Annotated in this window: 11 protein-coding genes; 5 read left to right on the top strand and 6 right to left on the bottom strand. The window is 72.3% G+C overall.

Annotation, left to right across the window (positions count from 1 at the left end):
• Nucleotides 1-57: 57 nt before the first annotated feature.
• The gene (locus tag ACLVWQ_RS12230; RefSeq protein WP_414108423.1) at nucleotides 58-558 is read right to left on the bottom strand and encodes an SCO4402 family protein; all 501 of its coding nucleotides are present in this window, start codon (nucleotides 556-558) and stop codon (nucleotides 58-60) included.
• A gap of 117 nt (nucleotides 559-675) precedes the next feature.
• On the opposite strand from ACLVWQ_RS12230, the gene ACLVWQ_RS12225 reads away from it, so the two are divergent.
• Nucleotides 676-2,034 (top strand): ABC transporter substrate-binding protein, encoded by a 1,359-nt coding sequence (locus ACLVWQ_RS12225; protein ID WP_414108422.1) that lies wholly within the window; start codon nucleotides 676-678, stop codon nucleotides 2,032-2,034.
• A 93-nt stretch (nucleotides 2,035-2,127) separates the two neighbouring features.
• Here the strand turns inward: ACLVWQ_RS12225 and ACLVWQ_RS12220 are convergent, their stop codons facing one another.
• The 3 genes from ACLVWQ_RS12220 to ACLVWQ_RS12210 all read right to left on the bottom strand — a co-directional run bounded on the left by ACLVWQ_RS12220 (nucleotide 2,128) and on the right by ACLVWQ_RS12210 (nucleotide 6,153).
• Nucleotides 2,128-3,963, bottom strand: coding sequence for a hypothetical protein (locus ACLVWQ_RS12220; protein WP_414108420.1), 1,836 nt, complete (start codon nucleotides 3,961-3,963; stop codon nucleotides 2,128-2,130).
• A gap of 191 nt (nucleotides 3,964-4,154) precedes the next feature.
• Nucleotides 4,155-4,409, bottom strand: coding sequence for a hypothetical protein (locus ACLVWQ_RS12215; protein WP_414108419.1), 255 nt, complete (start codon nucleotides 4,407-4,409; stop codon nucleotides 4,155-4,157).
• 358 nt (nucleotides 4,410-4,767) lie between these two features.
• Complete coding sequence (locus ACLVWQ_RS12210) at nucleotides 4,768-6,153, bottom strand: transcriptional regulator (RefSeq protein WP_414108418.1); 1,386 nt, start codon at nucleotides 6,151-6,153, stop codon at nucleotides 4,768-4,770.
• A 377-nt stretch (nucleotides 6,154-6,530) separates the two neighbouring features.
• On the opposite strand from ACLVWQ_RS12210, the gene ACLVWQ_RS12205 reads away from it, so the two are divergent.
• From ACLVWQ_RS12205 to ACLVWQ_RS12195, 3 genes are all read left to right on the top strand, one after another.
• On the top strand, nucleotides 6,531-7,181 hold the full coding sequence (locus tag ACLVWQ_RS12205) for a bifunctional DNA primase/polymerase (RefSeq protein ID WP_414108417.1): 651 nt from the start codon (nucleotides 6,531-6,533) through the stop codon (nucleotides 7,179-7,181).
• 262 nt (nucleotides 7,182-7,443) lie between these two features.
• The gene (locus ACLVWQ_RS12200) at nucleotides 7,444-8,223 is read left to right on the top strand and encodes an ABC transporter ATP-binding protein (RefSeq protein ID WP_414108415.1); all 780 of its coding nucleotides are present in this window, start codon (nucleotides 7,444-7,446) and stop codon (nucleotides 8,221-8,223) included.
• The gene (locus ACLVWQ_RS12195; RefSeq protein WP_414108414.1) at nucleotides 8,220-9,857 is read left to right on the top strand and encodes a transporter; all 1,638 of its coding nucleotides are present in this window, start codon (nucleotides 8,220-8,222) and stop codon (nucleotides 9,855-9,857) included. The genes ACLVWQ_RS12200 and ACLVWQ_RS12195 overlap by 4 nt, the downstream gene beginning before the upstream one ends.
• A 57-nt stretch (nucleotides 9,858-9,914) precedes the next feature.
• Here the strand turns inward: ACLVWQ_RS12195 and ACLVWQ_RS12190 are convergent, their stop codons facing one another.
• Complete coding sequence (locus ACLVWQ_RS12190; protein WP_414108413.1) at nucleotides 9,915-10,754, bottom strand: SDR family oxidoreductase; 840 nt, start codon at nucleotides 10,752-10,754, stop codon at nucleotides 9,915-9,917.
• A gap of 87 nt (nucleotides 10,755-10,841) precedes the next feature.
• On the opposite strand from ACLVWQ_RS12190, the gene ACLVWQ_RS12185 reads away from it, so the two are divergent.
• Nucleotides 10,842-11,213: a winged helix-turn-helix transcriptional regulator gene (locus tag ACLVWQ_RS12185; RefSeq protein WP_414108412.1), complete on the top strand. Its 372-nt coding sequence runs from the start codon at nucleotides 10,842-10,844 to the stop codon at nucleotides 11,211-11,213.
• 259 nt (nucleotides 11,214-11,472) lie between these two features.
• Here ACLVWQ_RS12185 and ACLVWQ_RS12180 read toward each other — a convergent pair whose 3' ends face one another.
• Nucleotides 11,473-12,399 (bottom strand): alpha/beta fold hydrolase, encoded by a 927-nt coding sequence (locus ACLVWQ_RS12180; protein WP_414108410.1) that lies wholly within the window; start codon nucleotides 12,397-12,399, stop codon nucleotides 11,473-11,475.
• Nucleotides 12,400-12,959 lie beyond the last annotated feature (560 nt).

The following is a 12,959-nucleotide window of genomic DNA, read 5'->3' as shown; positions in this document are numbered from 1 at the left end:
CCCGCATCCCGGACGGGTCACCCGCGCCGGCGAGGACCCGCCCTCAAACAGTCCGCGTCACGCCGTACGCGTCATGATCCGCAGAACCTCCAGCGTCCGGGGCGGAACGTCCGGCTCCTCCCCGTCGCTCACCGCCATCCGTACATGCGCGTCCCGAGCGGCCCGCACGGCCTCCGCCCACCCCGGATGCTCCAGATAGACGGAGACGGCGGCATCGGGCCCGACCTGGTGCATGATCCGCAGCACCCGCAGCACGGCGGAGTCGACGAGCGCGGCCTCCTGCGAGTCACGGAAGATCGTCCCGACGTATTTCTCGGCGGACCAGTTGTCCAGCCAGGTGTCCTCGACGAGGCGATAGACGGCGTCGGTCACATCCCCGTACCCGTCGACCCCCGCGAGCCACACCCCTCGCTGGAACTCGGTGTCGGAAAGCATGTGCAGCGCGGAGCGCACATTGCTGCGCCAGCGCCACCACGGCATATCGTTCAGTGGCATGTCGCCCATGGTGGATGAGCGACGCCCGCGACGGGAAGAGTTCTCCGAACCTTGCACGGTCACCGATCGTACGTTCCCGTCGGACCGGCCCGCTCCGCACCCCGTTGTTCACCCGGAAGTCACCGTGCGTTGACCAAGGGTCACACCAGCCGTAGCGGTGTGCCGGAATCGTGCATGTTCATGACCGCCCGGCGACAGACCCCTGCTTCCCTGCGCGCTCACGCTTCCCGTCTCGGCCTACGCCTCCGCGGCACCACGGCGGAGCCGAAGGCCAGGACCAGGACCGGCACCAGTACCAGGGCCAGAGCCCTGTCCGCGGGCGCGCTGGCCCTGGCCCTGTCGACAGCCGTCGGATGCGGTGTCGTCCCCGGCGGCACGGGAGGTTCGGGGGACGGCACCGTCACCGTCATGACGTGGGCCCCGGAGGGGACCAGGACGACCAACAAGCCCGGGATGCCCGCCATGGCGAAGGCGTACGCGCGCTGGGTCAACAGCCACGGCGGTATCAACGGCCGCAAGCTCAAGGTGCTCACCTGCAACGACCACAACGACACGGTGGCCGCCGCGAGCTGCGCCCGCCGCGCGGTCAAGGAGAACGTCGTCGCGGTCGTCGGTTCGTACAGCCAGCACGCCCGCTCCTTCTTCTCCCCGCTGGAAGGCGCCGGCATCCCCTACCTCGGCGGATACGGCGTCACCGACGACGAGTTCACCAGCCCGCTCTCCTACCCGGTCAACGGCGGCCAGCCGTCCCTGCTGGCGGGCCTCGGCCAGCAACTCGCCAGGACCTGCGGCCCGGTCACGCTGATACGCCCCGACACGACCGCCGGCGACGAACTGCCCGTACTGCTCGACTCCGGCCTGTCCGCGGGAGGACACCCGGCCTCCACCGACCAGCGGGCCGCCGAGGACGCCTCGGAGTACCTGGGACACGCCGAGCGGGCGCTGGAGCGCGCCTCGACGGATCCGCAGGAGGAGGGGTGCGTGGTACCGGCGCTCGGCGACCGCACCGACACGTTCATGGACTCGTTCCGGCGGGCCCGCGAGGACTACCCGGCGGTGCGGACGGCCTCCGTGCTGGGCAGCGTCGACCAGTCGATGATCGACGCGACGGGCCGTACGTACGAGGGCGCGTACGTCACCGGCTGGTACCCGGCGTCGAGCGACGAGCGGTGGGATCCGATGCGCGAGGTGATCCGGAAGGAGGCCTTCGGCGACAACCGCATCGAGGCCGCCGACCCCGGTGTGCAGACGACCTGGGTCGCGTACACCGCGCTGCGGAAGGCCATCGAGTCGCTGGGCGACGGCGAGGTGTCCTCACGGACCCTGCGGCGCACGCTCGACGACGGCCTGAAGATCGACACGGGCGGGCTGACGCCGACCCTGAACTGGAGCTTCCAGAACCTGATCGCGGCGAGCGGCTTCCCACGGCTGGTCAACGCGGACGTGACCTTCCAGGTGGTGCGCAAGGGCAAGCTGGTCACGGAGCGCAAGGGCTTCGCGGACGTGTCGAAGGTCCTGGAGACGACGCAGACGTCTTAGAGACACCCGGCGCCCGGCACCCGCCACCGACCGCCGCCACTCAGAGCCGTCCGGGCCGACGCTGGGGTCGGAGCCGTCCGGGCCGACGCTCGGTCAGAGCTGTCCGGGCTGGCGCTCGGTCAGTCCGTACGTCTGCGCGATGGAGTTCCACAGCTTCGCGGCCTTGGCCTTCTGCGTGGTCGCGGTGCCGCTCTGCTGGTTGCCCGCGGCGGTCTGCCCCGTGGAGCGGGCCTGCCCCTTGTTGCAGCCCTTCTTCTTCCCGACCTGGTCGGCCCACGCCGCGTAGTGGGTGTCCGCCGAAGCGGAGGCCTTCCAGGCGGTGTTGAGCGCGGCGGTCAGCTGCGCGTGGTTCGCGAGCTTGTCGACGGACAGCCCCGCGAGCTGCGTGACCAGCCCGTCACGCTGCTTGGCGGCGTTCCGCAGATCCGTGGCCGCCTGGCCGAGGTTGTCGCACTTGCGTACGTTGTCGACGGCCTTGACCACCGAGTCACGGCTGTTGCCGCTGTCCGCGAGGAGCTTGTCCAGGGCCACGGCCTGCGCCTCGGCCGCGCTGACCTTCGTGGAGCCCGAGTCGGAGTCCGTGCCCTCGCTGGCGGGCCCGGTCGCCGCGACCGTCGTGTTCTTGTCGCCCTGGTCGTCGCTCCCGCCGCCGCTGAGCAGGGCGCCGGCGCCGATACCGAGCACGGCGATGCCCACGCCGACGGCGGCGATGACGGGAACGCGGGAACGGGAACGGCCACCACGCCCGCGGTCACCGTCCGCCGCGGCCCGGCGCGCGCCACGGCCACCCGGGCCCTCGGGCCCGCCCGGCCCACCGGGTGCGCTGGGGGTGCCGAACCCGGACGGCGTACCGAATCCGGCCGGGGTGCCGAACTCGGGTGAGGCGGCGCCCTGTTGCCTCCCCTGCCGTCTGCCCGGCTGGCCGAACGGGGGCAGCTGCTGGGTGGAGCCTCCGGCGGCGTCCGTCCGGAAGAGGTTGTCGAACTCGGCGGGCGGCTGCTGCCGGTCCTCGGGGCCGCCGGCGCCGGGCCCCGCCGGCACGGGTGCCATGAACTGCGTGGGCTGGGCGTCGGGGTCCGCGACCGGGGGGAGCGGCCCGGGGCCGTCCTGCGGGACGCGGCCGAGGAACCGGGTGGAGTCGCCGGAGGCCGCTCCGGGTGCCGGGTGCGGCGTACCGGCCGCGGACACCTCGGGCGGCAGCGCGCCGGGGCCCACCGGGGGCAGGAACTGCGTGGCGCCCTCGTCCACGGCCGGGGCCGCGGGGACGGGCGGCAGGAACTGGGTCGCGCCCTCGTCCATCGGGGCGGCGGGCGGCAGGGCGCCGGAACCGGCCCCTGCGGCGGGGAGCGGCGCGGGTGTCCGGCCCCCGGAGGCGTTCGGGTAGCCGTAGCCGCCCTGCCCGTACTCGGGGGAGCCCTGCGACTGCTGCTGCTGTTGTTGCTGCTGCTGCGGGGCGCCGTACCCGTCGGTGGCCCGACGGCCGTCATGGCGCTGGGGTATCTCGCCGCCGGGCGCCTGCGGGGCACCCCACTGACCGCCCGCGCCCTGCGCCCCGTACGCATCCGAGGGCTCGGTGTACTGAGGTGCCTGCCCGCCGGACGCACCCGCGTCCCAGCCCTGACCCTGCTGACCCTGCGGCGCCGCGCTCCAGCTGGAGATCTGCGTACCCGACCCCTGGGCGGCGCCCTGCTGCCCCTGGTCGCCGCCCCATTCACCGGCGGGAGCCCAGCCGCCGCCCTGGCCGGGCTCCTGCGGAGCCTGCGGAGCGGGCCGCGGGCCCCACGGCTGGTCCCAGGCCTGGCCGCCCGCCGGGACCGCGCGGTCGCCGGTCTGGCCCGGCAGGAGGGGCTCGCCGCCGTCGGACGGCAGCACGATGCCTTCGCGCGCGGGTCGCGCCGAGGGCTCGTCGCCCTGTCCGTTGTGCGTCACCGGGACTCCTACGAATGGGGGAACCTATGGGGGATCTTCGGATCGTCGGTTCACGCTACCGGGTCCCCGCAAGCCGGTGCCACGCAGCACGGGACGTGACTCCCGCCACCGGGGACAGAGAGCAACAAACCACCCCCGGAACGCTGTTCGAGCCTCCATTTCGCGCCCCTCCTCGCCACACGTGCTTCGTTTCACACGGAAGTGCGCCCCGCGGAGGCGGCCGCGGGAGCGGCGGAAGCGGGAGCGGGCCCGGCGACGACCTCCGCGTCGGTGGCCGCGCCGAGGTCGGTGCCGACCCGGTTCACACAGCGCGCGCCGGCCAGCGGCCACGTGCAGGAGCGCCCGGCGTCTCGGTCCGCGCCGGCCCGGGCACCACGGTCGTACGGGCCGCGCCGCACCTCGGAGAACTGCTCGCTCGGCTGAGACCCGGCCTCCGAACAAGACACCCGACAGAACGCCGGTCGGACCGCCCGCCAGAATGCCGGACGATCCGACCGAACAGAACCTCGACGGACCGGTCCGGGCCGACCTGGACAGGCCGTTCCGGAACAGGCCGGTTCGGTCGAACCGAGCCGGGACAGATCGAGCCGGACCAGGCCGGAGCGGTCCAGGTCGAGCCGGACCAAGCCAAGCCCATCGAGCCGAGCCGAATCACCGGCCGACCCGGTCCGGATCGAGCCAGACCGGGTCAGGCCAGACCGGGCAAGGGCCCGGACCGGCCAGGTCCACCGAGCCGAGCCGAGCCGGATCGGACCAGGCCGGACCGGCCGAGCCGGATCGGACCAGGTAGGGCCAGGCCAAAGATCAGGCGGCCGCCTGGAGGTCCATGCGTGCGCCGAACTCCCGGACCACGGGCTCGTCCCGGTACGGCTCCAGGCGCTGCTGGAAGTCGTCCAGATACTCCGCGCCGCGGTTCGAGCGCAGCGTGCCCAGCAGTTCGACCGCGCGCAGACCCGTGTGGCAGGCCTGCTCGACCTCGCGCTGCTGCACCTGCGCGGACGCCAGCAGCACGTACCCGATCGCCCGCCGCCTGGCCCGCGACTCCGGGTGCCCGTCGAGGGACTCCTGCGCGCACCGCGCGGCCGCCTCCGCCTGCCCCAGGTCCCGGTGGCAGTGCGCCAACTCGTCGGCCAGATACGCCTCGTCGAAGTGCGCGATCCAGCGCGGGTCGTCCCCGGCCGCCGGATCGGCCTGCTCCAGCGCCGCCACGGCCCGCCCGGACGCCGTCTGCGCCGAGCGCGCGTCGCCCATCAGCGCGTGCCCCCGCGCCTCCGCGGCGTGGAACATCGCCTCCGCGCGCGGAGTGACCCGCCCGCGTGTCCCCTCCTGCGCCGCCCGCGCCAACTGCGCGATCTCCCGGGGGTTTCCGAGCTGCGCGGCCAGGTGGCTCATGGACGCGGCGAGCACGTACCCGCCGTAGCCACGGTCCCCGGCCGCCTGGGCGAGCCGCAGCGCCTGGATGTAGTACCGCTGCGCGAGCCCCGGCTGTCCGGTGTCGACCGCCATGTAGCCGGCGAGCTCCGTCAACCGGGCGACCGCCGCGAAGAGTTCACGCCCGACCGCTTCCCGGTACGAGCCCGCGAGCAGCCCCGAGACGACGCTGTTCAGGTAGTGCACGACGACCGGGCGCACATGCCCGCTGCCGTACTGGTGGTCGAGGTCGACGAGCGCCTGGGTCATCGCGGCCACCGCCGCCACGTCGGACTGTCCGACCCGCGGCCCGGCCGAGCGCGAGACCTGCGCGTCCGGCGAGGAGATCAGCCAGTCCCGGCTCGGCTCGACGAGCGCGGAGGCCGCGACGGACGAGCCGGACAGGAAGTCCCGGCGCCCCACGTCGCTGCGCCACAACTCGCAGACCTGCTCGATCGCGCCGAGCACCGTCGGCGAGAACTGCAGGCCCACACCGGAGGCGAGGTTCTTGCCGTTCGCCATGCCGATCTCGTCGATCGTGACGGTCCGGCCCAGCTTGCGGCCCAGCGCCTCGGCGATGATCGCGGGCGCCCGCCCACGCGGCTGCTGTCCGCGCAGCCAGCGCGCGACGGACGTCTTGTCGTAGCGCAGATCGAGACCGTGTTCCGCGCCGCACATGTTGACCCGGCGGGCCAGCCCGGCGTTGGAACAGCCCGCTTCCTGGATGAGCGCCTGCAGTCGTTCGTTCGGCTGCCGCGCGACGAGAGGCCTTGCGGCCATTGGCGTACCCCCTGTGGCTGCGGTGCCTGCCCACGCACCGAGTTGATGATTCCTCAGCGGCCGGGGCCTCCCGCTCCCCGGAGGGGGACGAAAAGATCCGGCCTCGAAGATCAGTGCCCCGCAGACATACCGAAAATGCGAGACATGCGAGGATTGCCGGGTAAAGCCGGTTGCTTACCCTCCCCATGGCTACCCACCCCCCGCTGCCGCCTCCCATGCGCGCCCCCACGCATGCACCCATGCGCCCCACGTGTGGAATCAGCGCTCCGCCCCCGCGCGCAGCCAAAAGGGGGCAAACCCGAAGCACTCGGCCGGGCGGGGCGGCGGTGGCGGCCGGGTGGGCGTAACCCCTGGTGGGTGCGGGAGTTGAGTTCACCGTGGAAGAGACGATCGCAGGCACCGAGACCGCGCAGATCCCGACGCAGCGCGGCGAGTCGCTGCAGGACACAGCCGTGCGTTATGCCGAGGAGCGCCATTGGGACGTGTTCCCCGGCACCTGGCTGGAAGCCGTCGCCGGTGGGCAGTGCTGCTCGTGCGGCGAGCCGTCGTGCGCCGTGCCCGGCGCGCACCCGGCGCGCGCGGACTGGGCGACGGCGGCCACGGGCAGCGCGACCGTCGCGCGGCGGCTGTGGGCGGCGTGGCCCGCGGCGTCGATCCTGCTGCCGACGGGGCGGACGTTCGACGCGATCGACGTACCGGAGACCGCGGGGCTTCTCGCGCTCGCGCGGATGAAGCGGCTGGAGCTGACGCTCGGTCCTGTGACCTGTACGCCGGACCGGCGGCTGCAGTTCTTCGTGCTGCCGGGGGCCGCGGCGAAGGTCCCGGATCTCGTACGGAGGCTGGGGTGGCCGCTCGCCTCCCTCGACCTGGAGGTGTTCGGCGAGGGCGGGTACGTGGCGGCGCCGCCCACGCGGGTCGGGGCGCGGGGGGCTGTGCAGTGGGCGTGCCGGCCCACCCCGGCGAATCGCTGGCTGCCGGACGCGGAGGAATTGATCTCGCCCTTGGCCTACGCCTGCGGCCGAGACTAGCCCTCCGGGTAAGTGGGGGTTGCCCGCGCAGTTCCCCGCGCCCCTGAAGACACAGGGGCGCGAGGAACTGCGCGACCAGCCACCACGCACCCGCAGACGCCGCCGTACGGCCAAGCACCCAGCACCCGCTCGTCTCCAGGGGCGCGGGGAACGGCGCAATCTTTGTGTCTTTAGGGGCGCGAGGAACTGCGCGACCAGCCACCACGCACCCGCAGACCTCCTCGTACGGCCAAGCGCCCAGCGGCGCCGTATCGTGCCTCGCATGACGGTGGACACGGTGGCTGTACGAGTGCAAGGGCTCTGGAAGCGGTTCGGTGAACAAGTGGCTGTCGCCGGGATCGATCTGGAGCTGCCCGCAGGGCAGTTCATCGGCCTGGTCGGTCCCAACGGAGCCGGCAAGACCACCACCCTCTCGATGGTGACGGGACTGCTCCGCCCCGACCAGGGCACCGTCGAGGTCGTCGGCCACGACGTATGGAGCGACCCCACCGAGGTCAAGGCCCGCATCGGCGTACTCCCCGAGGGCCTGCGCCTCTTCGAGCGGCTCTCCGGCCGCGAACTGCTCGCCTACACCGGCCGCCTCCGCGGGCTCCCCGGCCCGGAGGTCGACAAACGGGCCACCCAGCTCCTCGACGTACTCGACCTCGCCGGCGCGCAGCACAAACTGGTCGTCGACTACTCGACCGGCATGCGCAAGAAGATCGGCCTGGCCACAGCCCTGCTGCACAACCCCGAAGTGCTCTTCCTCGACGAGCCGTTCGAGGGCGTCGACCCGGTCTCCGCGCAGACGATCCGCGGCGTGCTGGAGCGCTACACGACGTCCGGAGCCACCGTCGTCTTCTCCTCCCACGTCATGGAACTCGTCGAGTCGCTCTGCGACTGGGTCGCCGTGCTGGCCGCGGGCCGCATCCGCGCCCACGGCCCGCTCGCCGAGGTACGCGGCGACGCGCCCTCCCTCCAACAGGCCTTCCTCGAACTCGTCGGCGCGAACGACCGCGACACCGGCTCCGACCTCGACTGGCTGGGCGCCGGAGCCCGATGAACGCCGCCACCGACGCCGCCTCCGCCCCCGCCTCCAGGGCCTCCGTCACCCCGGTCACCCTCATCGTCGTACGGCTGAAGCTGGCCCTGCTCCGCAACGGTCTGCGGCAGTCGTCGGGACGCCGGGCGGCGTACGTGGCGACGCTCGTCGTCGTCCTGCTGCTCGCCGCCCTCCAGCTCATCGGGCTGATCGTGCTGCGCGGCAACGCTCACGCGATGAACATCACGGTGCTGCTCACGGCCGTACTGGCGCTCGGCTGGGCCGTCATGCCGCTCTTCTTCCCCGGCGGCGACGAGACCCTCGACCCCACCCGCCTGGTGATGCTGCCCCTGCGTCCGGGCCCGCTCGTCCGCGCGCTCCTGGCGGCATCGCTGGTCGGCATCGGGCCGCTGTTCACGCTGTGCCTGCTCGTCGGTTCGGTCGTCGCGACGGCGCACGGCGCGGCGGCGTACGTCACCGGCGTCGTCGCGGTCGTCCTCGCGCTGCTGGTCTGTGTGGCCCTCGCGCGGGCCGTCGCGACCGCCAACCTCCGTCTGCTGACCAGTCGCAGGGGCCGTGACCTGGCAGTACTGAGCGGTCTGGTGATCGCGGTGGGCGCGCAGCTCGTCAACTTCGGTGTGCAGCGGCTCGGTTCGTCGGGCCTGTCCACGCTGGACCCGGTGGCGGACGTGGTGCGCTGGGTGCCGCCCGCGTCCGCGCTGGGCGCCGTGGACTCCGTCAGCGAGGGCTCGTACGCCGTCGGCCTCGCCCAGCTCGCCCTGAGCGGCCTGGTGTTGGCGGCTCTGCTGCGTTACTGGGAGCGGACCCTCACCCGGCTGATGACCTCGCCCGACGGTTCGACGCTGCAGGCCGCCGAGCCCGCGCGGGACAAGGCGGGCCGCTCCTCGGGGCTCGGCGGTCTGCTGCCCGCCGGACGCACGGCGACGATCGTGGAGCGCAGCCTGCGGTACGTCTGGCGGGACCCGAAGACGAAGGCCGCGTGGGTGACGTCGCTCGCCATCGGCCTGATCGTCCCGCTGTTCAACGCGTTGCAGGGGACCGGCTCGATCTACTTCGCGTGCTTCGCCGCGGGGATGCTCGGCATCCAGATGTACAACCAGTTCGGGCAGGACACGTCCGCGTTCTGGATGGTCGCGATGACGATCTCCTCCACCCGGGACGCGTACGTCGAACTGCGGGGCCGTGCTCTCGCCCTCCTCCTGATCACACTTCCGTACGCGACCCTCGTCACCGTCCTGACGACGGCGCTGCTCGGCGACTGGGCCGCCCTGCCCGAGGTGCTCGGCCTGTCCTTCGCCCTGCTCGGCGCGATGCTGGCGACCGGTGCCTGGTCCTCGGCCCGCTTCCCGTACTCGATCCCGCAGGAGGGCCACAAGAACGTGGCTCCCGGGCAGGCGGGCCTCGCCTGGATCTCGATCTTCGGCGGCATGGTCGCGGCCGCGCTGCTGTGCGCCCCCGTCATCGCCCTCGCCATCTGGCTGAACGTCTCGGCCGACGGCAAGGACCTGACCTGGCTCCTGCTCCCCCTGGGCACGGTGTACGGCGCCCTGCTCACCCTGGCGGGCCTGCGCCTGGCCGCCCCGCGAACGGCCCGCCGCCTCCCGGAGATCCTGGCCGCGGTGAGCAAGGGCTGAGGCCGCGGGCTCCGGCGGACCACCCGCCGGAACTCCCGCTGCGGATCTCAGCAGGCCTCAGCGAAACGCGGCGACGTGGCGGGCGGCCCAGTCGGCGAAGGAGCGCGGGGCGCGGCCGAGGACCCGCTGGACGTCCGGGCTGACGCGCAGTTCGGCCGGGCTCGGGGAGCCGATGATGTCCAGCGTGTCGTCGGCCAGCTCCGCCGGCATGCTCTGGCTCATGGCGGCCTTGGCCTCCGCGCGGGTGAGCTCGTGGAACGTCACCGGCGAGTCCAGCGCGGCGGCGAGGTCCTCCGTCTGCCGGCGCGGAGTGATCACCTCCGGTCCGGTCAGCTCGTACACGCCGCCGATGTGCCGGTCGTCGGTCAGGCCGGCGGCCGCGACCGCCGCGATGTCCGCGGGGTCGATGAGGGGCACCCCGATGTCGCCGAAGGGCGCGGCGACGACCTGTCGCGTGCGGACGGACTCGGCCCACCACAGCGCGTTGGAGGCGAAGCCGCCGGGCCGCAGGATGACCCACTCCAGGCCGGACTCCCGCAGGGTGTCCTCCAGCGCGCGCATCGCGATCCGCGTCTGGCCGGCGGGCCTGGTCACCACCCCCAGCGTGGAGAGCAGGACGATCCGGCGGACCCCGGCGGCCGCGGCTTCGCCGATGATGTCGGCGGGGTTGGCGCCGGTGGCGTGCAGGTCGCCGGAGAGCAGCAGGAACAGCGCCTTCGCCCCGTCCAGGGCGGGCTTGAGGCTCGCCGGATCGGCCAGGTCCGCCACGACGTGGCGGACGCCGTCCGGCACCGCCGCCGTGTGCCGTGACACCGCGGTCACCTGATGGCCCGCCTCGGCCAGCGTCTGCGTCAACGGGCGGCCGATATTTCCGGTGGCCCCGGTTACGACGATCATGATCAGCTCCTTGCTGTTCGGTGTGATCGTCACGCTAGGGGCGGGGCTAACTTTCAGTAAGGGCGTACCTCGAAGTAAGCTCATGACATGACAGAAGGTGTGCAGGACAGGCAGGTCGAGGTGGCGAAGCGCTATGACGTGTTTCACACCGACTGCGCCGCACGCGACGTGGTCGACCATGTGACCAGCAGGTGGGGCATCTGGGTACTGATCGCCCTGCGGAACAACGGCCTGCGCTTCTACGAGCTGCGCGAGAGCATCCAGGGCATCAGCGAGAAGATGCTCGCCCAGACGCTGCGCTCGCTGGTCCAGGACGGCCTGATCTGGCGAGAGGTCGAACCGACGACCCCACCCCAGGTCACCTACGGCCTGACGGACTTCGGCCAAGACATCGGCGAACCCCTGACACAACTCTTCGACCGCATCACCCAACGCCTCTCAACACCCCCCAAGGATTAACCCCCAGCCCGGCACGAGGGACGAAGGACGGGTGACGGAGAGTCTTTCGCCCTTGGGGACACGGGGAACGGCGCAGTCGTTTGCTTTTTTGGGGGCGCGGGGAACTGCGCAATCTTTTGTCTTTAGGCGCGCGGGGAGCTGCGCAGCCCTTTGCCTCCAGGGGCGCGGGGAACTGCGCAATCTTTTAGGGGCGCGGGGAACTGCGCGACCAGCCACAGCGGACCCGCACCCAAAACACGCCCGCCCCCAACCCCCGCAGTCAGTGGAGCAACCCCTCCAAGAACGGCTCAACCGCCGCCCGCCAAGCCTCCGGCTGGTCATAGTGCACAAGATGCCCCGCATCAGCCACCTCCGCATACTGCCCATCAGGCAGCACCCGGACCATCTCCTGCGACTCCGCCCGCCCCAACTCCCCGTCGAGCCCCCGAACGACCAGCGTCGGACACCGCACCTGCGCCAACTCCTCCCAGTGCGCGTCGTGCACCCACGTCTCCCGCGACTTGAGCATCTGCTCGGGCTCGAAAACCGGCCGCCACCCGTCCGCGTGCTCGACCATCACCTCCGCGTAGAACTCCCCGCGCGACGGATTGGGCCGCTCCACCCACGGATCGTCCTCGCCGAACCACTTCCGCACATCCGCGAGCGTGGCGAACGGCACCGGCCAGGACTTGAACCACTCCTCCCACTCCCGCTGCGTCGCACCCCCGAGCGCCGAGGCCCGCATGTCGCAGATGACCAGACCACACACGAGGTCGGGCCGCTTGGCCGCGAGCTGCCACGCCGTCAGGGCGCCCATGGCATGGCCGATGAGGACGGCCGGGGCGAGCCCCAGCTCCTCCAGCGCCGCCTCCGCGTCCTCGACGTACGCCCCCCGCGTGTACTCCGTCTCCGGCGGCTTCGCGCTCTGCCCGTGGCCCCGCTGGTCGAGCGCCACGGCCCGGTGCCGCTCGGCGAGCCAGCGGGCGGTGGACGCCCAGTGCGAGGCACGCCCCATGAGCCCGTGCAGCAGAAGCACGCCGGGCGTCTGCTCGCTCCCGGCCACCGTCGTACCGTCCGCCGTCGCACCGTCCGCCGTCGCCGTCCCGGCCGGACCGCTCCTGCCCGGATCGGCCTTGGGAGGGTCGGCGAACTCCCAGGCAGCGAGACGCACCCCGCTCGCACCGGTCACGTCGATGCGCCGCACCATACGCTGGCACCCCCCTTGATCCGCTCGGCCGGCTCGTCCCGCACGGGCCGGCCCGCCCACTCGTACCGTTGTCGTACCACTGCTCCTGCTGGTTGTTCCTGCGTAATCCATGGCCGTTCCGTCACCCATACGCTATCGAATGCGTATTCGAACATGGGCCCCTTGGCGGAAACACCCCTCCTTCGAGTGACCTCGCGCAAGGATTGACCGTCGCCGTCGAGGGGAGATCTCCAACGGGAGGCGGGCCACTCGGGGATGAGGGCCCGCAGGGGACGACCCTGGGAGCTCGGGGCTCCGGGTCGGCACAGGGGAGGACAGGCCCCGGCGCCTTGAGGCGCCGGGGCCCTCCACGCGTCCGCGGCACATTCTCGCCGCCCCCTCCCCGACCGCGCGTCGGCGCCGCTGCCGGCGCGGTCAAGAGCCCTCAGGTCATATGCCTTTCGCGACAGCCTCGCATGCGAACGGCTCGTGCGCTGCGATTCCGCGCACTGAATCTTTGTTTCTGCGGGGAGCCCGGGGGTGGGCAACTGAGGTGTGTGTTACGGGAGTTGACCGTGAGG

The sequence above is a fragment of the Streptomyces sp. CWNU-52B genome (assembly GCF_047444975.1).
Lineage (GTDB): Bacteria > Actinomycetota > Actinomycetes > Streptomycetales > Streptomycetaceae > Streptomyces.
The sequence above is the reverse complement of the archived record's forward strand: the minus strand, read 5'-3'. Positions and strand labels throughout refer to the sequence as shown.